22 protein-coding genes are annotated in these 20,151 nt (G+C 70.8%); 13 read left to right on the forward strand and 9 right to left on the reverse strand.

Translation table 11 applies throughout. The annotated features are described in order from the left end of the window. Positions 1–50 precede the first annotated feature (50 nt). The 4 genes from ACYVDG_RS15585 (at position 51) to ACYVDG_RS15600 (ending at position 5,025) form a co-directional block, all read left to right on the forward strand. Positions 51–1,739 (forward strand): MFS transporter, encoded by a 1,689-nt coding sequence (locus ACYVDG_RS15585; protein WP_460752147.1) that lies wholly within the window; start codon positions 51–53, stop codon positions 1,737–1,739. Further along, positions 1,736–2,137, forward strand: a complete 402-nt coding sequence (locus ACYVDG_RS15590; RefSeq protein ID WP_460752152.1) for a VOC family protein — start codon at positions 1,736–1,738, stop codon at positions 2,135–2,137. Before ACYVDG_RS15585 ends, ACYVDG_RS15590 begins: the two co-directional genes overlap by 4 nt. A gap of 101 nt (positions 2,138–2,238) precedes the next feature. Further along, a complete protein-coding gene (locus ACYVDG_RS15595) occupies positions 2,239–3,252 on the forward strand; it encodes a sigma-70 family RNA polymerase sigma factor (RefSeq protein WP_460752157.1) in 1,014 nt (337 codons plus the stop codon). Between the two features lie 183 nt (positions 3,253–3,435). Beyond that, a complete protein-coding gene (locus ACYVDG_RS15600; protein WP_460752160.1) occupies positions 3,436–5,025 on the forward strand; it encodes an FAD-binding oxidoreductase in 1,590 nt (529 codons plus the stop codon). Positions 5,026–5,044: 19 nt separating this feature from the next. Here the strand turns inward: ACYVDG_RS15600 and ACYVDG_RS15605 are convergent, their stop codons facing one another. Then, complete coding sequence (locus tag ACYVDG_RS15605) at positions 5,045–5,716, reverse strand: PadR family transcriptional regulator (RefSeq protein WP_460752163.1); 672 nt, start codon at positions 5,714–5,716, stop codon at positions 5,045–5,047. 77 nt (positions 5,717–5,793) lie between these two features. Here ACYVDG_RS15605 and ACYVDG_RS15610 point away from each other — a divergent pair, with 77 nt between their 5' ends. Next, positions 5,794–7,056, forward strand: coding sequence for an FAD-dependent oxidoreductase (locus tag ACYVDG_RS15610; protein WP_460752167.1), 1,263 nt, complete (start codon positions 5,794–5,796; stop codon positions 7,054–7,056). 19 nt (positions 7,057–7,075) lie between these two features. Here ACYVDG_RS15610 and ACYVDG_RS15615 read toward each other — a convergent pair whose 3' ends face one another. Both ACYVDG_RS15615 and ACYVDG_RS15620 read right to left on the reverse strand, forming a co-directional pair. Continuing rightward, positions 7,076–7,981 carry an alpha/beta fold hydrolase gene (locus ACYVDG_RS15615; protein ID WP_460752172.1) on the reverse strand — a complete coding sequence of 302 codons (906 nt, stop codon included), beginning with the start codon at positions 7,979–7,981 and terminating at the stop codon, positions 7,076–7,078. A gap of 5 nt (positions 7,982–7,986) precedes the next feature. Next, positions 7,987–8,358: a VOC family protein gene (locus ACYVDG_RS15620; protein WP_460752477.1), complete on the reverse strand. Its 372-nt coding sequence runs from the start codon at positions 8,356–8,358 to the stop codon at positions 7,987–7,989. A gap of 105 nt (positions 8,359–8,463) precedes the next feature. Here ACYVDG_RS15620 and ACYVDG_RS15625 point away from each other — a divergent pair, with 105 nt between their 5' ends. Further along, positions 8,464–9,099, forward strand: coding sequence for a TetR/AcrR family transcriptional regulator (locus ACYVDG_RS15625; RefSeq protein WP_460752175.1), 636 nt, complete (start codon positions 8,464–8,466; stop codon positions 9,097–9,099). Positions 9,100–9,142: 43 nt separating this feature from the next. On the opposite strand, the gene ACYVDG_RS15630 is transcribed toward ACYVDG_RS15625, so the two are convergent. Both ACYVDG_RS15630 and ACYVDG_RS15635 read right to left on the reverse strand, forming a co-directional pair. Further along, entirely contained in the window at positions 9,143–9,358 is a 216-nt protein-coding gene (locus tag ACYVDG_RS15630; protein WP_460752180.1) for a heavy-metal-associated domain-containing protein, read from the reverse strand. Next, positions 9,355–9,789, reverse strand: a complete 435-nt coding sequence (locus ACYVDG_RS15635) for a nuclear transport factor 2 family protein (RefSeq protein ID WP_460752183.1) — start codon at positions 9,787–9,789, stop codon at positions 9,355–9,357. Before ACYVDG_RS15635 ends, ACYVDG_RS15630 begins: the two co-directional genes overlap by 4 nt. Positions 9,790–9,888: 99 nt before the next feature. Between ACYVDG_RS15635 and ACYVDG_RS15640 the strand changes: the two genes are divergently transcribed. Then, entirely contained in the window at positions 9,889–10,521 is a 633-nt protein-coding gene (locus tag ACYVDG_RS15640) for a TetR/AcrR family transcriptional regulator (RefSeq protein ID WP_460752188.1), read from the forward strand. A 171-nt stretch (positions 10,522–10,692) separates the two neighbouring features. Next, positions 10,693–11,871, forward strand: a complete 1,179-nt coding sequence (locus ACYVDG_RS15645; protein WP_460752192.1) for a UDP-N-acetylglucosamine--N-acetylmuramyl-(pentapeptide) pyrophosphoryl-undecaprenol N-acetylglucosamine transferase — start codon at positions 10,693–10,695, stop codon at positions 11,869–11,871. A 346-nt stretch (positions 11,872–12,217) separates the two neighbouring features. Here the strand turns inward: ACYVDG_RS15645 and ACYVDG_RS15650 are convergent, their stop codons facing one another. The 3 genes from ACYVDG_RS15650 to ACYVDG_RS15660 form a co-directional block, all read right to left on the reverse strand. Continuing rightward, positions 12,218–12,577 (reverse strand): type II toxin-antitoxin system HicB family antitoxin, encoded by a 360-nt coding sequence (locus ACYVDG_RS15650; RefSeq protein ID WP_460752195.1) that lies wholly within the window; start codon positions 12,575–12,577, stop codon positions 12,218–12,220. Next, entirely contained in the window at positions 12,574–12,822 is a 249-nt protein-coding gene (locus ACYVDG_RS15655; protein WP_460752200.1) for a toxin HicA, read from the reverse strand. The genes ACYVDG_RS15650 and ACYVDG_RS15655 overlap by 4 nt, the downstream gene beginning before the upstream one ends. A gap of 541 nt (positions 12,823–13,363) precedes the next feature. Then, entirely contained in the window at positions 13,364–13,915 is a 552-nt protein-coding gene (locus ACYVDG_RS15660) for a TIGR03086 family metal-binding protein (protein ID WP_460752203.1), read from the reverse strand. Between the two features lie 186 nt (positions 13,916–14,101). Between ACYVDG_RS15660 and ACYVDG_RS15665 the strand changes: the two genes are divergently transcribed. Further along, a complete protein-coding gene (locus tag ACYVDG_RS15665; RefSeq protein ID WP_460752207.1) occupies positions 14,102–14,569 on the forward strand; it encodes a PPOX class F420-dependent oxidoreductase in 468 nt (155 codons plus the stop codon). On the opposite strand, the gene ACYVDG_RS15670 is transcribed toward ACYVDG_RS15665, so the two are convergent. Then, positions 14,570–14,878, reverse strand: coding sequence for a DUF6506 family protein (locus ACYVDG_RS15670; RefSeq protein WP_460752210.1), 309 nt, complete (start codon positions 14,876–14,878; stop codon positions 14,570–14,572). 351 nt (positions 14,879–15,229) lie between these two features. Between ACYVDG_RS15670 and ACYVDG_RS15675 the strand changes: the two genes are divergently transcribed. The 4 genes from ACYVDG_RS15675 (at position 15,230) to ACYVDG_RS15690 (ending at position 20,145) form a co-directional block, all read left to right on the forward strand. Next, entirely contained in the window at positions 15,230–16,549 is a 1,320-nt protein-coding gene (locus ACYVDG_RS15675) for a hypothetical protein (protein WP_460752213.1), read from the forward strand. A 313-nt stretch (positions 16,550–16,862) separates the two neighbouring features. Next, positions 16,863–17,234, forward strand: coding sequence for a hypothetical protein (locus ACYVDG_RS15680; protein WP_460752217.1), 372 nt, complete (start codon positions 16,863–16,865; stop codon positions 17,232–17,234). Next, positions 17,228–18,664 carry a hypothetical protein gene (locus tag ACYVDG_RS15685; protein WP_460752220.1) on the forward strand — a complete coding sequence of 479 codons (1,437 nt, stop codon included), beginning with the start codon at positions 17,228–17,230 and terminating at the stop codon, positions 18,662–18,664. Before ACYVDG_RS15680 ends, ACYVDG_RS15685 begins: the two co-directional genes overlap by 7 nt. A 317-nt stretch (positions 18,665–18,981) precedes the next feature. Next, complete coding sequence (locus ACYVDG_RS15690; protein WP_460752223.1) at positions 18,982–20,145, forward strand: SDR family NAD(P)-dependent oxidoreductase; 1,164 nt, start codon at positions 18,982–18,984, stop codon at positions 20,143–20,145. Positions 20,146–20,151 lie beyond the last annotated feature (6 nt).

Raw genomic sequence — 20,151 nt, forward strand, 5'->3', positions numbered from 1 at the left:
ATGGTCCGTACACGTGACCGAAACGGACCGGGAGAGAAGGAACGACCCGCATGGACACCACGAGACCGGGGCCCGCGCGGCCCACCCCCGGCGCCCCCGCACGAGCGACCGGGCGGGAATGGCTCGGGCTCGGCGTGCTCGCCCTGCCCACGCTGCTGCTGTCCTTGGACATGAGCGTGCTCTATCTGGCGCTGCCGCACCTGGCCGCCGACCTCCAGCCCACCGGCGCCCAGACCCTCTGGATCATGGACGTGTACGGCTTCATGATCGCCGGGTTCCTCATCACCATGGGCACCCTCGGAGACCGGATCGGCCGCCGCAGGCTCCTGATGGTCGGCGCCACCGCGTTCGGGCTGGCGTCCGTGGCCGCGGCCTTCTCCACCAGCGCCGAGATGCTCATCGCCACCCGGACCCTCATGGGCGTCGCCGGGGCCACCCTCATGCCCTCCACCCTGGCGCTGATCAGCAACATGTTCCGCCAGCCCGCCCAGCGCGCGGTCGCGATCTCCGTGTGGACCAGCTGCTTCATGGGCGGCACCGCCATCGGCCCCGTGGTGGGCGGCGTACTCCTCCAGTGGTTCTGGTGGGGGTCGGTGTTCCTCCTCGGCGTCCCGGTGATGCTGCTGCTCCTGGTGTGCGCGCCCCTGCTCCTGCCCGAGTACCGCGACCCGGACGCGGGCCGCCTGGACCTGTTCAGCGTCGCGCTGTCGCTGGCCGCGATCCTGCCCGTGGTGTACGGGCTCAAGACCGCAGCCGAAGGCGGGTCGGGGACGGCGGCGCTCGGTGCGGTGCTGTTCGGCGCCGCCATGGGGGTGTGGTTCGTACGCCGGCAGCTGCGCCTGCCCGACCCCCTCTTGGACCTGCGCCTGTTCCGCGAACGCTCCTTCGGAGCGGCCCTGGCGACCATGATGGCCGGGGCGGTCGCCATGGGCGGCATGTTCCTCCTGCTCAGCCAGTACCTGCAGCTGGTCGCGGGCAACTCCCCGCTGGTCGCCGGGCTCTGGTTGGTGCCCCCGGCGCTGGCGATGATCGTCAGCACCATGTGCGGTGCGCCCCTGGCCCAGCGGATCGGCCGGGCCAACGTGATCGGCGGCGGGATGTTCGTGAGCGCCGCCGGATTCGCGCTCCTGGTGTTCGTGCCCGCCGACGGCGGAACAGTTCCGGTGGTGCTGGGCCTGCTCCTCACCTCTGTGGGACTGGGCCCGGGTGCGGCCCTGATCGCCGACATCGTCGTCGGTTCCGCCCCCAAGGAGAAGGCCGGTTCGGCCGCGTCCATGTCCGAGACCAGCGGTGAGTTCGGCATCGCGATCGGGGTGGCCCTGCTCGGCAGCCTTGCCGCCGCCGTCTACCGGAACCTGGTCGACGTGCCCGAGGGGGTCGCGGACGGGGCCGCGGGCCAGACCCTGGCCGGGGCGGTCACCGCCGCGGAGGAGCTGCCGCCGGCCCAGGCCGCGGGGCTGCTGGAGTCGGCCCGCGAGGCCTTCACCGTCGGGCTCAACGTCACCGCCGGGTTCGGCGTCACCGGGATGGTCGTCTTCGGCGTACTCGCGCTGGTCCTGCTGCGCGGTGCGCGGGAGGCCGGATCGGAGGCCACAGGGGATGCCCCGGGCGGGGTCCCGGAGGAGGCCGCGGGCGAGGCTCCCTTGGACGAACAGCCGGAGCGCGATGAGTTCCCCGGACCGGCCGGGTCGGTACGGGCGAAGGACCACGGCACCGATCCCACCGGGAGGACACGATGAAGCGCCCCGTACTCGACAGCATGCTGCTCGCCAGCACCGACCCCGACCGCCTGCGCGACTGGTACGCCGCCGTACTCGACCCCGCCGGGAACGACACCGTGGACCACTACCGTGTCCTCCGGTTCGGCACCTTCTACCTGATGATCGACCGGCGCGACGACGTCGGCCCCAAGGCCGCGGACCCCACCCGCGCCATCCTCAACTTCGACGTGGGCGACGCCCGCGCCGTGGCCGCCCGCATGGACGAGGTCGGCACCGCGTGGGTGGCACCGCTGGAGGACCGCGACGGAAGCTACTTCGCCACGGCCCAGGACCCCGACGGCAACTACGTCCAGATCATCCAGTTGAGCGAGGAGCACCTCGCCGCCATGGAGAGCGGCGGGGCCGCCGCCTCCTGACACGTGCTTGGGCGGGCCGCCTGACCGCTGCGGCCCGCCCGGGCGAAGTGTTGGCAAAGGTTCAGCCCGATCAGTGGGTTCTGTCGTAGGGGAGGCGTACCGTGACGCTCGTGACGGAACACGTGGCGGAGACGACCGACCAGGACTTCGAACGGCTCGTGGCCCCCTACCGCAGGGAGCTGTACGCGCACTGCTACCGCATGCTCGGTTCGGCGCACGACGCCGAGGACCTGGTCCAGGAGACCTACCTGCGCGCCTGGAAGGGCTACGGCCGTTTCGAGGGCCGCTCCAGCCTGCGCACCTGGCTCCACCGGATCGCCACCACAGCCTGCCTCACCGCCCTGGAGAAGCGCGGCCGCCGCCCCCTTCCCACCGGGCTGGGCGGCCCCACCGACGCGCCCGAGGGCGCACTCGCCGACCGTCCCGAGCTGCCCTGGCTCGAACCGATGCCGGACGCCCTCGGGGGTGTGGGGGAGAGCGCCAACGACCCAGGGACGGTGGTGACCACCCGCGAGAGCGTGCGGCTCGCGCTGGTCGCCTCCCTCCAGTACCTCCAGCCGCGCCAGCGCGCCGTGCTGATCCTGCGCGACGTGCTCCGCTTCAGTGCCGCCGAGGTCGCCCAGACCCTGGGAACCTCGGTCCCGGCCGTGAACAGCCTGCTCCAACGCGCCCGCGCCCAGCTCGACCGGGTCACCCCGGACGAGGAAACCGTCCCCGAACCGCGATCCGACCAGCGCGAGACCCTCACCCGCTACGTCTCCGCCTTCGAGAACTACGACATCTCCGCGCTCACCGAGCTCTTCACCGCCGAGGCGTCCTTCGAGATGCCGCCGTTCGCCACCTGGGTGCGCGGCGCCGGGCACATCGCCCGCCTCATCGCCTCGCACTGCCCGGCCGAGGGCCCGGGCGACCTGGCCATGGAGCCGGCCTCCGCCAACGGCCAGCCCGCCTTCGGCATGTACCTGCGCGCGGAGGACGGCATGCACCGGGCCTTCGGTATCCACGTGCTGGAGATGTCCCCCGGGGGTGTCAGCCACTGCACGGTCTTCTTCGACACCACCCTGTTCCCGCTGTTCGGCCTCCCCGACGCCCTGAACCGCACACCGAAGCGGTAATTCAGCGCTCCGCGTCCCGGACTTATTCCGCCTCGGCGCAAGAGAACGGCCGTCCTTGACACCGCCGGGATCCCCGGCCGTACGTTGATGCCCACGTGCCCGTAGCAGGGGTGGACCGGCTGCCGCCGGACCCCCGCGGGCCCGGACGGTGCGAACGGGGACGGGGAAGCGGGGGACCGGCAGATGGGGAACCATCTCATCGGAGGGCGAAGCGGAGCCGAAGGCAGCGGGTCCGGTGGCGGCATCGGCACGGCCGAAACCGGGTCGGACCCCGGGCCGGAGCCGGTCGGCCCCTCGGATCCGCGCTACCGGTACCTGACCACCCGCGCCGGCGGCAACCGGCGCTTCACCGGCACGCCGGACCGGATCCACCCGGTGCGTTCCACCGACGACGTGGTCGCGGCGGTGCAGCAGGCCGTGGACGAGGACGCGCGGCTGGTGGTCCGCAGCGGCGGCCACTGCTTCGAAGGGTTCGTCGACGACCCGGACGTCCGGGTCGTCATCGACACGGCCCTGATGAACGACGTCTCCTTCGACCCGGCTATGGAGGCCTTCTCGGTGGAGGCCGGCGCCAGGCTCGGCGACGTGTACCGGGCCCTGTACATCGGCTGGGGTGTGGTCGTCCCGGCAGGGGAGAGCCCCGAGGTCGGCGCGGGCGGCCACATCCTGGGCGGGGGCTACGGCTTTCTGTGCCGCCTGCACGGGCTGGCCTCCGACCACCTGCACGCGGTCGAGGTCGTCGTGGTGGACGCCTCCGGCCGCGCCCGGCCCGTCATCGCGACGCGGGCGGCCGACGACCCGAACCGCGACCTGTGGTGGGCGCACACCGGCGGTGGCGGCGGCAACTTCGGCATCGTCACCCGCTACTGGCTGCGCTCACCTGAGGCCACCGGCGCTGACCCGGCCCGGCTGCTCCCGGCAGCGCCCCAGGCGGTGGACTCCTTCACCGTGACCTGGGACTGGTCCGAGCTCGACCAGCCGTCGTTCGCGCGGCTCGTGCGCAACTTCGGGGACTGGTGCGAGCGCCACAGCGGTGCCGACTCCCCCTACGCCGCGCTCTTCGCCACGCTCTACCTGCACGCGCGCTCGTTCGGGTCGGTCCAGATCGACGGCCAGTACCTGTCCCCGGAGGCCGGCGACGAACACCTGGTGCGCAGGTTCATCGACGACATCGGCGCCGGCGTCGCCGCCGCGCCCGCGGTCGAGACGGAGCGGCTGACCTGGCTGGGGTTCGCGCTCAGGAGCCAGGACGGCGAGATCGGGCGCCTCAAGATCAAGGACGCCTTCCTCCGCCGCGGGTTCGACGACCGTCAGACCGCCGCGGTGTACCGCCACCTCACCGAAGACGCGCCCGACGCGTACTTCAGCACGGTCGCCCTGGACACCTACGGCGGTCGGGTCAACACGGTGGCGGAGGACGCGACGGCCTCCGCCCAGCGGGACTCGCCGCTGCGGGTGTGGGCCATCGTCGCCTGGGGAGAGCCCGAGGACGACCAACGGCACCTGGACTGGGCGAGGTCGCTGTTCCAGGAGGTGTTCGCCGGGACCGGCGGTGTGCCCGCGCCCGGTACCGGCGCGGACGGGACGTTCGTCAACCACCCGGACACCGACTACGCCGACCCGGGCTGGAACACCTCCGGGGTGCCGTGGCACGACCTGTACTACAAGGACAACTACCCGGAGCTGCGACGCGTCAAGGCCCGCTGGGACCCCCGGAACGTGTTCCGACACTCCCTCTCGATCGAGCCCGCCGACACCGGAACTCCGACGTAGAAGCCTGGTGCAGCCGTGTCTACCGGTCACCCTGATGGCTGGCGGCCTCCCGATCGGGGGCGGCGGGTTGATCGGGGTCGGCGGGGCCCAAACGCGCGGACACCGCGTCCAGCCACTCCCGGTCCCAGGACAGGCGGCCCGCCCGCAGGTCGTCCACGAGGCCGTTCACCCAGCGCAGCTCGGTTTCGGTGACCGCGCGCTGGTAGTCCTCCTCCACCGTGAACAGCCGGGGCAGCCCCATCTCCGCGGCCCGTTCGGCGTCGGTTTCGGCCTGCCGCAGCCGGTCCCGCAACTCCTGTGCCCGGGCTTCCAGGTACTCGGCCGCCCGTTCCGGGGTGAGGTGCGGTAGCGCGCCCAGTGCCACGGGGAACTCGGGGAACTCGCGGGCGGGTGTGGTGAACATGTCCCGGAGCCATCCGTCCAGGGTGCCGTGCCCGTCCTCGGTGATCCGGTAGACGGTCCGCTCGGGGCGTCCCGGTGCGCGCACCCGGTCGGCGACATCGATGAGTTCGGCGCGGTACAGCCGCTCCAGGGTCTGGTAGACGCTGTTGCGCTGCGCGATGTTGACGATCCGGTCCTTGTGCCGGGCCTTGATCAGTTGTTGCATCCGGTAGGCGTGCATCGGTTCCTCAGCCAGGAGCAGGAGGAGTTGCACCGCCAGGGGGGAGCGCCGCTGCGTCCGATGTGCCACCCGTTCGCCTCCACTCGTTCGTTGCCTAAGGCCGTTCGCCGGGGGTTGTCAGGATAGCCATTCCGTATAGTCATAATATGACTATAAGCGAGAGTGGAGAGGGACCAGCGATGAAGGCACTCATCATCGGGGGCGGTATCGGCGGACCGGTCGCCGCGGCGGCGCTGCGCCGGGCCGGGCTCGAGGCAGTCGTCTACGAGGCCCACGCCGGGCCCGGGGACGACATCGGCGCGTTCCTGACCCTGGCCCCCAACGGCCTGGCCGCCCTGCGCACCGTCGGCATGCTCGAAGCGGCGCGGGACGCGGCGGCCTTCCCCACCACCCGCATCGAGTTCGTCAACGGGGCCGGACGGCGCCTCGGCGCCCTGCCCTACGGCTCCGACGAGGGGCCGGCCGAACTGCGCACCGTCACCGTCAACCGCGGCGCCCTACAACGGGCCTTGGCCGAAGCCGCCCAGGCCCAAGGCATCCGGATCGAGTACGGCAAGCGCTTCACCGGCTACACCGAGACCGCCAACGGCGTGGTCGCCGAGTTCGCCGACGGCACCACGGCCGAGGGCGATGTGCTCCTCGGCGCGGACGGCATCCATTCGCTCGTGCGGCGCACCATGGATCCCGACGCCCCGAGCCCCTCCTACACGGGGCTCCTGGGGATCGGCGGGTACGTCCGGGCCGACGGGATCGCGCCCACCCCGGAGGCGACCACGCGGATGGTCTTCGGCAGGCGGGCGTTCTTCGGGTACCAGACCGCGCCGTCGGGGGAGGTGTTCTGGTTCGCCAACCTCGGGCACACCGAACTGACCCGTGAAGAGATCGCCGCCCGCGGCGACGAGGCATGGAAGGAACACGCTTTGGCGCTGTTCGCCGACGACCTCCCGGACGTCACCACCATCCTGAAGGCCGCCGGCCCCGAACGCTTCCGGCCCATGGGCACCTACGACTTGGCGTCCCTGCCCCGCTGGAGCCGGGGCCGGGTGGCGCTGCTGGGCGACGCCGCGCACGCCGTGTCCAACTCCAGCGGGCAGGGCGCTTCCCTGGCGGCGGAGGACGCCCTCGTCCTGGCCGCCTGTCTGCGGGACCTGACCACGGTCGAGGAGGCTTTCGCCGCCTACGAACGGGGGCGCCGCGACCGGGTGGAGCGCGTGGCCGCGGAGGGCCGCAGGCGCGGCAACCAGAAGGCGGGTTCGGCGCACCCGGCGGCACTGTTCCTGCGCGACCTCGTGCTGCGGGCGGTGTTCGCGATGATCGCCCGATTCGGCAGCCAAGCGTGGATGAACGACTACCGCGTCGACTTCGACCGGCGCGTCACGGCCCCGTCCGCCGCGACGGCTTCGAAGTGAGGGGTCGAGGCCGGGAGGCTCAGCCGTCGGCGAGCACGCGGCGCAGGGCTGCGGTGAAGGCCTCGGGTGCGGCCTCGTATCCCAGATGGTCCCCGGGGAAGGAGACCGGATCGATCCCCAGGTCCCGGGCCAGAGCCGACCCCATGGCGTGGATGTCCTGGCCGGCCGATCCCTCACCGAGGGCAACCCTCACCCGGGTCCCGTTCCGCCGCAGGGCGGCCGTGTCCGGGCGGTACAGCGAGAGCGGCAGCAGGCCGTGGGCGAGGAAGTACGCGAAGTTCCCGCTGACCCGCTCGAAGGTCGCGGCGTCCTCCTCGCTCATCTCCGGGTGAGCGTCGTCCACACCCGTGCCGGACCCGGGCCCGTCGGAGCCCGGGTAGCCCCCGTCGGGGCCGTCCATGCCGGCGACGCCGAAGAAGAGGGCCATTCCGGCCTCCACGCCCTCCCGCAGGTAGGTCTCGTGGACCTCCCGGTCGCGGGCGAGGGCCTCGGACGGGTCGTCGAGGAGCATCACGCACGGGGGCTCGTGGGCCACGACCGTGCGCACCAGATCGGGGCTCTGGGCGGCCAGCGCGAGCGCGATCTGGGCGCCGCCGCTGGTGCCGAAGACGTACGCGGGGCCGCCGCCGAGAGCGCGGATGAGGCGTGCGGCGTCGTCGGCGTGCGCGTCGAGCCTCGGGTCCCCTTGGGTCTCAGGGGCCCGGTTATCGGGGACTGTGTCCGGGACGCTGCGCGAGTTGCCCCGGGGGTCGTAGGCCACGGTGGTGTACCGGTCGGCCAGGCGCCGGCCCAAGTCGGCCAGGACCCCGGCGTCCTGCGGCCCGCCGGGGATCAGGAGCAGGAGCGGGCCCGAACCCCGGACCTCGTGGTGGATGCGGGCGCCGGGCACTCGCAGGGAGCGTTCGTCGGCTGTGCCTGCTGCCATGGCGGTTACCCCAACCTCTCGCTGAGGACCATGCGGTTGCCCTCGCTGTCACGGAACTCAGCCACGGTGACCCCCGGCATGTAGGAGGCCTCCTCGGGTTCGGTGACGATCTCCACGCCCTTCGCGCGCAGGGCCTCGACGGTGCCCCGGACGTCGTCCTCGACCAGCACCAGCACGGGGCCGGGGGAGGGCTTCTCGTCCGCTCGGGGGACGAAGTGCAGCGCGGTGTCGGCGCCCTCGAACCCGAGCTCGATCCACCGCCATCCGTCGTCGCCCATGGGTGCGTCGGCGACCACGCGGCAGCCGAGCTTCTCGGTGTAGAAGGTCTTCGCCCGGTCCTGGTCGGACACGGGGAGTTCGGCGAACTGAAGGTGCATGGCCGCCTCCGGAAACCTCATGGAATCAAACTGGACCGTCCAGTACTCCCATGGTTGAAAACTAGACGGTACAGTACCCAAGAGTCAACCGGGAACGAGGAGCACATGGTGGACCAACCGGTGGAGAGCCGCTCCGAGCGCAAGAGGCGCACGATCCTGGAGGCGGCTGAGGACGTCTTCCTCCGGGACAGCTACCTGGGCACCAGTATGGACGAGATCGCGGCGCGCTCCGGGGTGTCCAAGCAGACCGTGTACAAGCACTTCGGCAGCAAGGAGAGCCTGTTCGTCGAGATCGTCACACACATGACGACCGGGGCCGGCGACCTCGTCCACGTACACCCCGCGCCCACCGCCGAAGAGGACATCGCTGCCTACCTCACCGACTACGCCCACCGCCAGCTCACCGTGGTGCTCACCTCGCGCCTGATGCGGGTGCGCCGCCTGGTCATCGGCGAGGTGCCCCGCTTCCCCGAACTCGCCCAGGCCCTCTACCACCACGGCCCCGGGCGGGCCATCGACAACCTCACCCGGGTCTTCGAAGCGCTCTCCTCCTCAGGACACCTCGCGGTCTCCGACCCCCGCCAAGCGGCCTCCCGCTTCAACTGGCTGGTGATGTCCGAACCCGTCAACCGGGTCATGCTCCTCGGAGACCGCGCCATCCCCGCTCCCGAGGAGCTCCGCGCCAACGCCGCGGAGAGCGTCCGGATCTTCCTGGCGGCCTATGGAGACCCCCGGGAGTAGGCGGTCAGGCAAGGCTGCCGGACGGCCGGTTCGGCGGGGGCGCTCAGTGGTCCTGGGCGGCGAGCTCGTAACCGGCCTCCTCGACCGCGGCGCGGACCTCGGCGAGCTCCAGCGCCCGCTCGCTGGTCACGGTCACCCGCCCCCGCTCCACGTCCACGGCGACCGCGGTGACTCCGGTGACGCCCTCCAACTCCTCGGTCACGAAGCTCTCGCAGTGCGCGCAGGCCATACCGGCCACGGTGTAGGTTCGCTCGGTCATGCCGGCACCTCAGCGTTCTCGTTGCCGTTGTCCCTTGCCCCCGCGGGGTTCCTCTCCATGCGGGTGAGCTGGTGGGCCTCGCGCAGGCGGCCGTCGGGGGCGAACCTCCCGAAGTAGTGCACGTCGATCGAGAACGAGCGCCTGCCCCGCACCACGTGCATGGTGTAGCGGGCGGCGAGCAGGTCGCCGTCGGCGGTGGCCTCGTGTACCTCCAGCCGGGACCTGGGCTTCTTCTTCCGTACGGGGCGCAGGTGTTCGATGAGCTTGGCCCGGTCCATCCGGTGCCCGTCGGCGTACTGCACCATGTCCGGTGTGTGGAACCGGTCGACGATCGTGCCGAGCTCCTCCTCCGTGTCGGTGACCGCGTGCTCGAGCCCGCCGAAGAAATCGACGATGAACTGCCCGGGATCGGTCGCGTTGTACGGGCTCATAGTGCCTCCTGCCTCCTGGCCCCTCAGGGCGCGTGCGAACACATAACTCTGACAAGATGTAAGATATGTGCTCCGCTTAACTTTGACAAGGTGTAAGAGATGTCCTCATCCTCGACCCCGAGCCGCCGAGCCGACGCACGGCGCAGCCGGTCCGCGATCCTCGACGCCGCGATCCGACTGCTCAACGACAGGCCCCACGCCAAGATGGACGCCGTCGCGGCCGAGGCCGGGGTGGCCAGGCAGACCGTCTACGCCCACTTCCCCTCCCGAGCCAAGCTCCTGTCGGCGGCCCTTGACCGCGTCACCGAGGAGGCCGTGGCCGCGATGGACGCCGCCGACCTCGACTCCGGGCCCGCCGCCGACGCGCTGCTGCGGCTGGTCGACGCCGCCGCGAGGACCGCCGGACGGTACCCGAACCTGATGCACTGGGCCGGAACGAAGGCCGACGGGGCCGCGGGGGCGGGGGTAGGGGAGTCATCGGGCGAGGGAGCACGGGCCGACGCCGTTCGCCACGGGCCGACCGCCGACCGGCTCAGGCGGGTGATCGGGCGCGGTCAGCGCAGCGGGGAGTTCGATGACGGGCTGCCGGTCGACTGGCTGGTCGCGGCCGTCATCGCGATCGGTCACGCCACGGTGGTCGAGAGCGGGGAAGGAGCGCTGTCCGAGGAAGAGGTCCACCGGGCGCGGCGCACCACACTCCTTCGGGCCCTGGGCCACAACGCAGCCGTGTGACCAGGGGATCGGTCGGGGAATTGCCCCGGTTCGCCCCGAGCGCTGGTGCCAAGGGCTCCTGAACGCGGCTACCGTGCTCTTGGGCCATGATTCCCCCCGCCAGTCGCTGGCCCTCATCCTGACCGTTTCTCCCGTCCGCGGACCATCCGCGGGCTGCCAGATGGGACACGCGTGAACACCACCGACGACCGCTCGCCCCGGGACCTGCGCCTGATCGTGACCGGAGGGGGGACGGGCGGCCACACCTACCCCGCACTGACCGCAGTCAACGCACTGCGAGCCCGGTTGGAGTCGACCGGCAACACCTTGGAGGTGCTGTGGGTGGGTGCGGAGAGCAGCCTCGAAGAGCGGGTCGCCACCGCCAACGACATCGACTTCGCCGACGTGGCAACCGGAAAGATCCGCCGGTCCAAGAACCCGATCAAGCTCGTATCCCCGGCCAACGTCAAGGACATGGCCAACGTCCCCCGCGGCGTCATGCAGGCCCGCAGGCTCGTCTCCGACTTCACCCCGGACGTGGTCCTGGCCACCGGCGGCTACGTCGCCGTGCCCGTCGGCCTCGCCGCCCGGATGTGCCGACGCCCGCTCGTGGTCCACGAGCAGACGGTCCGCCTCGGCCTGGCCAACAAGGTCCTCGCCCGGGCCGGTGCCCAGATCGCCGTGTCCGCGGAGTCCTCCGTGGAACTGCTGCCGGAGTCCGCCCAGGACGACGCCGTGGTGACCGGAAACCCGGTCCGCCCGGAGGTCCTCACCGGACAGCCCCACCTGGCCGCCAAGGGCCTCGGCTTCGAGGGGCACGACCCGAAGCTGCCCACCGTCTACATCACCGGCGGTGCCCAGGGATCGGCGCAGATCAACGACAACGTCGCGGGGATTCTGCCCTGGCTCCTCGCGAGGGCCAACGTCGTGCACCAGTGCGGATCGGCCAACCTCGAAGGGCTACAGGAGAGTGCCCGAAACCTGCCGCTGGGGTTGGCCGAGCGCTACCACCTCACCGCCTTCGTCGGCCCCGAGCTCCCCGACGTGCTGGCCCTCGCCGACGTCGTGATCTCCCGCAGCGGCGCCGGAACCATCGCCGAACTCACCGCCCTCGGCAAGGCCGCGGTGTTCATCCCCCTGGCGTCCTCCGCGGGCAACGAGCAGGCACACAACGCCCGCCACCTGCAGGAATCCGGTGCGGCCGTCGCACTCCTGGAGGAGGTCACCCCGCAGAACCTGCAAGCGGCGGTCGAGCCCCTGCTAGACGACTCCGCCAAGCGCGAGTCCATCGCCGAGCAGGCCCGCTCCCACGGCAGGCCGGACGCGGCCGAGCGCCTGGTCGATGTTCTGCTGGACGCGGCCGGAGATTAATCGGAAAGGCCATTCCCGATCCACCCGGGGGTGGCCTTTTCCGCAGGTCAGCCAATAGAGTAGGCCTGTGAAGGGCATAAGGAAACGCCCGCATAGGGGGTTGCCGGTGTCCGACTTCTGAGAAGTCGGAAAAAACCATCCCTTGCCACCGGTAATTACCCAGGTAGAGAAGTTGCTCCCCGCGCCCGCGGGGACGGTCCGACCCCGGCGCCCTGCCCCTGCGCGGTGCGGTCCCGATGCCCCGAGTCCGCGGGCATTATTCCGGTGGGGTGTTTGGGCACCATCTCTATTGTGCCGCTCGACGTATCTCAGGACCCCTGGCACTGCCTCCGTCCAGGGTGAGCTTTCAACCCCGGCTGGAGAAATGGGTCGGGCCCGCGCACAAGGCCAGGCGAAGGGTGGCGAGCCGGTTCAATGACACATTCTGTTCCGCCGCCTCGATGGCCAGTTGTCTGTGCAGCTCCGGTGGGACCCGGACCTGGAACTTGCCCGAGTAGTCCCGCTCCGCGATAGGTGCGGGTGGCTGCTCGTCCGAGGCCAGCATGTCGTCGACGGTGTCCGCGGCGAGCTCCCTGATTCCGGTGAACGCATCGGTGCTCACCGGGGCAACCCAGGAGAGGGACGGGAACTCCGCGACCGTCCCCACATAGGCCTCGTCCTCGGCTGACCACCGGACCCGGTAGGCGAAGTGTTCCGATCGGTTCACCGCTCCTCCTTCAGCTGCGCGATCGCGGCGAGCACCTGTCGCACCTGGTAGGCCTTGGCCTGCCCGTGGTCATTCTGAATGTTGACCCGTGGGTCTCCCGGCCAAGGCATCCGGTAGACCCGATGAGAGGTTCCCCGTCTGCGCGGCTCCCCGAAGTAGTGATCACACACCTTCACCAGGTCCGCGAACCTGACGGAGGTCGGTTGGCGCCGCATCCTCGCGAGGATCTTCTCAAGACTGGCCATGGACAGACAGTATCGTTATTGATACTACCCGACCGGTGCTTCTGGAAACCGGACTGGGTTGACCGCACTATCTTGCGGGTGCAGGTGTGGCCTTCCTTGATTGCCACCGGCTGAGCGTCTGAAGGCCTGCTCCGCTTGCCAGCAAGGGCGTAGTCCTGGCCGAACCTGCCGCCGGGCTTGCAGTGGCCTTCCAGGCGCCGGGGGAGCGGAGGCGGTTCGGGGTTTGGAGGGAGGTGAGTCGTCGGGTGCGGGACTGCTTTCAAGAAGCTGCAGAAACGAGTGCTTGTTGCTGGTAAATTCCCAGTTCAAGGAATCTGCTTCCCACCCTCGTGGGGATGGCCCCGACTCCGAGCAAGGGTTCGCCTTCGAAACCTTCTGCTCCCCACGCACGTGGGGATGGCCCCCAGGGGATCACCTCAGCGGCCCAGTGCCTCTACTGCTCCCCACCCTCGCGGGGATGGTCTCTCCGAGCTCAGCAGAGCAAACACGTAGCGGTAGTCATCGAAGGTTAGTAGCGGCCGCTTGGCCGCCAGGGCAGTCGCTACCAGGACTGCCGCCCCACGTAAGCGAGCATCCTGGTCTGCTCGTCGGCTCCGGGCGGGGGAGTCAGCTCCGGGCCGCAGACCCCGTCGGCGCGGATGAAATCGCCGAAGGACTCCGCCACACCGGCCGCCCAGCGCACGTCGCCGGTGGCGATCCGCTCGTCGAGTCCGGCGGCCCAGGCCAGGTCCCACCGGTGGATGACGAGGTCAAAGTTCAGGAAGGTGTCGATCGACTGCTCGAATACGGTCTGACCGGCCGGACCCTCGACAGTCGCGGCGGCCCGCTCGGAGTCGTCCAGGTCGGCGTGCACCGCCGCTTTCACGGCCCGCACGGATCCGAGCGGGTCCTCGTCGACCGAGGGCCTCGCGCCCGGTTCCCGGTCGGCCAATCCCAGCTGCATGACGTGGGAGTCGACGACGTGCCGTACCACGTCGAGTGCGGTCCAGCCCGCACACGGTGACGGGCTCTGCCAGCGGTCCGGGGGAACAGCGGCAACAGCTTTGGTGAACTCATCGGCCAGGCGCCCGTAGCGGTCGGCGATCTCAGGCATGCGTGCTCCCTTGCTCGCTGCATTCGCGGTCTCCCGTGAGCCTAGTCACCCCTGTTCGGCCATCGAAAGCACCACCGGTCCGCCAGCATGCCGGTCCCGGCACGGGCGGTGGTTTCGCTTCCTTCCCGGGCCGGGGCGCCGATAGCCTGGCGGCCCTTCTGCACCACCTCCTGAGGAAACGGACGCATGGCACCCAACATCGCTACCAACACCAAGGTCGACCTGGAGGGGCTCCTGGAGTTCCTCCGGCCCCGGCACAAAGCACTCCTGACCACCAGGCGGACGGACGACGGCCCGCAGACGTCGCCGGTGGTGTGCGGGGTCGACGCCGAGGGCCGCATCGTGGTCTCCACGTACCCCGAGCGGGCGAAGACCCGTAACGCCCGCAAGGATCCGCGGGTGAGCGTCGTCGTTCTCTCGGACGACTTCGACGGGCCCTGGGTACAGGTGGACGGAACGGCCGAGGTGCTCGACGGGGACGGGGAGGAGGCCGTCGAGCCCCTCGTCGAGTACTTCCGGGTGATCTCGGGAGAGCACCCCGACTGGGACGAGTACCGGGAGGCGATGCGCCGCCAGGGCAAGGCACTGGTGCGCGTCACCCCCGAGCGGTGGGGTCCCGTGGCGACCGGCGGGTTTCCCGCGGACCGGGTCTAGTCAGGAAGACGCGGCCTGGCTGAAGGCCGCGGCCGATCGGACTGAGTCGGAGGCGAAGACCATCTGGCCGACCGGTACGCCGTCGGGGACGGCCGCCCGCACCTGGGCGGCCGCTTCCAGGCCGAAGCCGCCGCAGAGTTCGATGAGTTGGGCGCCTTCCTCGGCCAGGGCGGCGGCGGTCTTCGGTGCGACAGCGGTGTCGGGGACCGGAACCAGGGTGGTCCGATGGCCTGCGCGGTCGATCACGGTGCGGTCGGCGGCCGGGTCGGTGCCGGGGTGCAGGTACAGGTAGGCCCAGCTCACGCTCATGAGAACTCCTCTCGTGGTCGTTCCGGACTCTCATCCGTCCGGACTCTCAACCTAGGAGCTCAATATTGGTTGAGGTCAAGGGTCGGCATGCGGGGATTCCAAGGCGGACAGGAATCGAACCAGGAGCGTTTCGCGGTTGGCCGGGGCGGTCGGGTCCGAGGGGGTTGGGGCCGGGGCAGTGGGTGCCTTGGCTGCGTACAGGGGCGCTGGCAGGCGCCGCGAGTGTGCTGAAGAAGGGGGCCGCGGCTGCCCCTTGAGCTTCCCGCCGAACCGCACGGACCACCGACGAAACCGCTGCGCCTCCGGGCACGTCTCAGTGGGCCGGAAGCTCCAGGGAAAGGAGGCGCGTCCGTGGGCGGACGGTTCAGGGCGGAACTGGGTGGGGCCGGGACGGTGCTACTGCTCGGTGGTGTGTACCTGGTCGGTGCCAATCTGGGCGGGCTCGGCGAGGATAACGCAACTGGGGACGCACTCTCCCGAGCGGTTCTGACGTCGCCGTTCCTCGCTGTCCTGGCCGTGGTCGACGTGGTCTCCGGTTCCTGGGCCCGCTCCGGGGCCAGCCCCGAGGACCGGCCCAGCTTCAGGCGGACCGTGTTTCGGGTAGCGCTGGCGCTCGGGGGGCTGTGGATGGTCTGGGAGGCATTCCCGCTCCGGCACCTGAAGGTCGGCGACCCCGTCGACTTTCATGGCGCGCTACCGATTCTGACCACGGACGTGTGGGGCGGGGTCACTACCATCGCGCTCGGACTGATCCTGCTGATCGGGGGAGCCCGAGGGCTTCCGGTACGCCGCTGGCGAGGGGCACTGGCCGGGGCTGGTGCGGGTGTGCTGGCCGTGGTGCTGGTCGCGGCACTGACCCCCGTTCTGGCCCGCGTGCTGACGGTGGAGCACACGGTCGCCGACATGCCGGGCGAGCCCGCGCCGGTACCCCGGGACGTGGCCCGGGTGGGCTGGACCTGGGAGCCCGAGGACCCGGTGGAGGACGTACTCCTGGGGCCTTGGGGCCCGGTCGTGTTGCATGCGGACGGGTTCGTGGCCCTGGACGGGGCCACGGGGGAGGAGCTCTGGACCTATCGGCTCCCGTACGCCCGGGGCGTCGCGACGAGTGTGATCGAGGGCGAGGGAGAGCACGTACACCTCCTCCACACACCCCGGCCCGGCGGTGACAAGGAGGTGATCACCCTTGACACCGAAACCGGTGACATCGTGGATGAGATGACCGTCCCGATGGTCTCTCTGTACGAGACGGCCGAGCGCCAGGCTGGCGTCTTCTCCGAGACCGGGTTTCTCGACGTCCGCAGCGAGGAGGACCCTCGCCAGTGGGTCGGCTATGACGGCGACGGCGAAGTTCACCGCACGGAGGCCGGGGACGCGCTCTCCGGCGAGGCGCGGTTCCGTTCCGGTCTGGAGGACGCGCTGTTCGCTCCGGAACTGGTCCCGAGCGCGGAGGATGAGTGGTTCCGAACGGTGACGGTGGCCCCCGCAGGAGGTGAGGTGACCGAGGAGGACCTGCTTGTGATCGACTTCGATGCCGAAGAGAGCTCAGGGGTGCGGGGGAGGGACCCCGAACTGGAGAGGGCCGACCACCACCTCCTCGCGGTACCCGGTGCGGTGGTGTCCCATATCGAGGACACCGAGCCGCTCGCTCCCCTCTACGGTCTGGTGCCCTGAGAACTGGTCCCCTAGATGAGTGAGTCCGCCCGGTCCGCCGACCGCGGCGTGTTCGCGAACTTCGCGCGCGCACGGTGTATCCCACCGTTGGCCCCACCGAACCGCCCCGTCCAAACCGCACCCACGAGCGCTCGAAACGGAATGCGTCCCCCACGTGCCAGAAGCGATGCCAGCGTCAGGAACACCGCGAACGAAGCCGTCGAAGAAAGCTCGGACCTTCTGCGCGAATGTCCTCCGGTGGTGGGCGGGGACCCTCGGCCGGGCCGGAATCGCTGTATCGGCCGCCACGGTGCCCTTTGCCGTGTGGGTGCTGATGGCTTTCTACGACGACGAGGGGGCCTACGCGGACGCGGAGGTGGCCTCGCTGTGGTGGCTCGTGGTGGGCCTCTTGCTCGCGTTCGTGGTCCTGGCGGTGTCGAGGCTCAGACGCGAGGACGGTGGCCTGGACGGTCAGGTGGCTGCCGCGCACGTGTACAAGCTGGTCGCCCTGATCACTGCCGCCGTCTTCTTCGTCCTTACGGCCTCCCCCTACGAGTCCGTTCCGCTGGCTTCCCTGCCGCAGGGCTTCGATGAGTCGGAGTGGGCGATCGGCCTGTGGATGGCGGCCGTCCTGACCGCGCTCAGCACCGTGCTGTACCTGGGCGCCCTGGTCGGGCATCCGGGCCGGCCTCGGAGCCGGTGCTGACCGTGGTCTTCGCCGCCGCTTCGGTGACGCCCTTGGCCGATCACTACTCGGTCCAACACGACTACCTGGCTGAAGCCCCCGCCGACCCGGCGCCGGTTCCGACCGACGCCGCAGTGGAGGGGTGGACCTGGGCGCCCCCGCTGGACGCCGCCGCCGTTCGGGTGGACGCGGGCACCCACGGCCCCGTGGTCGTTCTGGAAGACGGCTTGGTGGGCCTGCACGGGGAGACCGGCGAGGAGCTGTGGACCCACCGGTCGCCGTACCCCGTCCGCCCTCCCCAGTGGGCCATGGGGGTCGTCGACGGCCGGAACGACCTGGCCGCGGTCGTCGTCGAAGCGGAGGAGTCGGGCGACGGAGGCGAGCTGCACCGTCGGCTCCTGGACACGGCCACGGGTGAGGTCGTCGAGGAGGGCCCGTTCCTGGGCGAGGAGCTGCTGGACGGAGCCCACGGCCCGGAAATCAGCGCCGTGGACGCCTACGTGTTCCGGACCGAGGGGGACCTGATCGCCGTTGGCCCCGGGGGCGAGGAACTCTGGGAGCGCCCTGCCAGCGGCTGGGACGGGGAACGCGGGTGCCTCTTCGGGCCGGAGGGTGCCGCTTTCCACCAGGACCAGGTCATCCTCGGTGAGCTGTGCACGGACCAGGAGCTGGAAGCGCACTCATCGGACGGGTACCGCCACGTACTGTCGATGATCGAGGAGGGCGGGGGCACCGAGTCCAACTCGGTGGTCGCCCTGGACGTTGCCACGGGGCAGGAGAACTGGCGGCGTGACTGGGAGGCCCGGGACGGCGACCACCCTCCGGTCCCGGAACCGAGCGAGCCGCTCCGGCCCGGAGCCGAACCGCTCGTCAAGGTCGGCGATCGTGTCCTTGACACCGGTACCGGGGCGGACAGCGCCGCCCTCGGGCGGGACGCCGACGACCTGGAGTCCCTGGCGTCCGAACTCGGGGTATTCGCCTGGCACGCCGACAGCCAGGGCGCGCTCATCCCCGAGTGGTACCCCTCTGGCTCCGATGAGCCTCTCTTGCTGCACCGCACCGGCGCTGACGGCGACGTGCTGGACACCACCGCCCTCCCTGATTCCGTGCCGACCGATCAGGTGGGCTCCGGGGCTGTCCTCGCGAACACGCTCGTGTACGCGGACAACCTCCCCCCTCGGGGCTTCACCTCCGGAGATCCTCCACCGGCCGCAGTTCTCGTCACGCCCCTCGGGGAAGGGGCGGCCGGGGACGGGAGTACCGGCCGAATCGACCTGGAAAGCGGTCTGTCCGACCAGCGTGCGGAGGTGCCGCACGACGAGCTCGGGGAACTGGGGGAACGGGACGAGAGCGGTTACAGCCTGACCCCGGTTCCCGGAGCCGTGGCGATGCTGCGGTACCAAGGCTATCGGGGGCACCAGGTCGCCCAGGTCCACGGCCTGGTGCCGTGAGCAGCCCCGAACCCGATGGGCCCTGAACCCGAGCCCGACCCGCTCTGACCGACCCGCTCTGACCGAGCCGCTCCGCCCGAGCCGGGGCGCCGTCCGCGGCGAACACCCGGACGACCGCCCCACCCCAACGCGGGTGCCGGGTTTTCCCACAAGTTCCCAGGCGCCGTTTTCCGTTGACGCACCTCGGGTACCGGAGCACCCACATCCGACATGCCTCACCAGACGAAGCCGTATCCGGCGAAGAGATGAACAGGGGAACACATGCCGCAGGCCAAACACGCGCCCGCCGCCCACACGACTTCGGAACGGGGCGTCCGGTGACCGGCTGGAAGGCACCCCTCGCACTGGTCGGGGCGCGCTGGGCCTGGTCCCGGGTCCGCCGCCGGTACGCGCCCGCGCCCGAACCCGTACCCGCGTACAAGCGCAACCTCGAACTCCTCGCCTGGGGCGCGGCCGGAGCCGCACTCGGCGTCGGCGCCTCGGCGCTGTCCGAACGGCGCCGCGCCAGCCGCATGTCCGGCAAGGTCGTCCTCATCACCGGGAGCTCCCGCGGGCTCGGCCTCCAACTGGCCCGCGAGTTCGGGGCCTCCGGCGCCTCCGTGGTCGTCTGCGCCCGGGGGAGGCAGAACCTCGACCGGGCGGTCGCCGAGCTCAACGGCAGGGGCGTGGAGGCGCACGGCGTGGTCTGCGACGTCACCGACCCCGAACAGATCGAGACTCTGCTCGACGAGGCCGTGAAGCGCTTCGGGCGCCTGGACGCCGTGGTCAACAGCGCCGGGATCATGCGGGTCGGACCGCAGGAGGCCCTCACTGACGAGCACTTCGAACAGGCCATGGACATCATGTTCTGGGGCCCCTACCACCTCTCCCGTGCCGCCGTGGACCGGCTGCGCGAGCACCGGGGGACCATCGTCAACATCACCTCCGTCGGCGCCTACCTCACGGTGCCGCACCTGCTGCCCTACTCCGCCGCCAAACACGCCTGGGCCGCCCTGTCCGAGGGCATGGCCGCCGAGACCGCGGGCACCGGGGTACGGGTCACCACCGTCGTGCCGGGCCTGATGCGCACCGGGTCGCACCGCGGCGTGGACTTCACCGGCGACCCCGAACGCGAGTACGCATGGTTCGCGCTGCTCGCGGGGCTTCCGCTGCTGACCGTGAGCGCCGAACACGCCGCCCGGAGCATCGTGCGCGCCACTGCCAGGCGGCGCGGCTTCCTGATCATCTCGCCGGTGACCCGTATCGGGATGGCCGCGCACGGGCTCGCGCCGGGCCTCACCCAGGAGGCCATGCGGCTGGTCGCCTGGCTGCTGCCAGACGCACCCCAGCACGTGGAGGAACGTCCTGGCTCGGAAGCGGGCGACAGCAGGGTGGGGCGCCTGGTCAACACGGTCACCGTGCTCAACGAACGCGCGGGCCGCCGCATGAACCAGGGTGCGCCGTCGCCGGGAACCGAAGGGCCCGAAACCGGTCGGGCCTGAACCGCG

This window comes from Nocardiopsis oceani (assembly GCF_054777395.1).

Bases quoted from the DNA above. Each gene is read 5' to 3' on its own strand.
- ACYVDG_RS15585 (WP_460752147.1), top strand. From the start codon at position 51: ATGGACACCACGAGACCGGGGCCCGCGCGGCCCACCCCCGGCGCCCCC.
- ACYVDG_RS15590 (WP_460752152.1), top strand. From the start codon at position 1,736: ATGAAGCGCCCCGTACTCGACAGCATGCTGCTCGCCAGCACCGACCCC.
- ACYVDG_RS15600 (WP_460752160.1), top strand. From the start codon at position 3,436: ATGGGGAACCATCTCATCGGAGGGCGAAGCGGAGCCGAAGGCAGCGGG.
- ACYVDG_RS15610 (WP_460752167.1), top strand. From the start codon at position 5,794: ATGACTATAAGCGAGAGTGGAGAGGGACCAGCGATGAAGGCACTCATC.
- ACYVDG_RS15615 (WP_460752172.1), bottom strand. From the start codon at position 7,981: ATGGCAGCAGGCACAGCCGACGAACGCTCCCTGCGAGTGCCCGGCGCC.
- ACYVDG_RS15620 (WP_460752477.1), bottom strand. From the start codon at position 8,358: ATGCACCTTCAGTTCGCCGAACTCCCCGTGTCCGACCAGGACCGGGCG.
- ACYVDG_RS15625 (WP_460752175.1), top strand. From the start codon at position 8,464: ATGGTGGACCAACCGGTGGAGAGCCGCTCCGAGCGCAAGAGGCGCACG.
- ACYVDG_RS15630 (WP_460752180.1), bottom strand. From the start codon at position 9,358: ATGACCGAGCGAACCTACACCGTGGCCGGTATGGCCTGCGCGCACTGC.
- ACYVDG_RS15635 (WP_460752183.1), bottom strand. From the start codon at position 9,789: ATGAGCCCGTACAACGCGACCGATCCCGGGCAGTTCATCGTCGATTTC.
- ACYVDG_RS15640 (WP_460752188.1), top strand. From the start codon at position 9,889: ATGTCCTCATCCTCGACCCCGAGCCGCCGAGCCGACGCACGGCGCAGC.
- ACYVDG_RS15655 (WP_460752200.1), bottom strand. From the start codon at position 12,822: ATGGCCAGTCTTGAGAAGATCCTCGCGAGGATGCGGCGCCAACCGACC.
- ACYVDG_RS15660 (WP_460752203.1), bottom strand. From the start codon at position 13,915: ATGCCTGAGATCGCCGACCGCTACGGGCGCCTGGCCGATGAGTTCACC.
- ACYVDG_RS15665 (WP_460752207.1), top strand. From the start codon at position 14,102: ATGGCACCCAACATCGCTACCAACACCAAGGTCGACCTGGAGGGGCTC.
- ACYVDG_RS15670 (WP_460752210.1), bottom strand. From the start codon at position 14,878: ATGAGCGTGAGCTGGGCCTACCTGTACCTGCACCCCGGCACCGACCCG.
- ACYVDG_RS15680 (WP_460752217.1), top strand. From the start codon at position 16,863: ATGGCTTTCTACGACGACGAGGGGGCCTACGCGGACGCGGAGGTGGCC.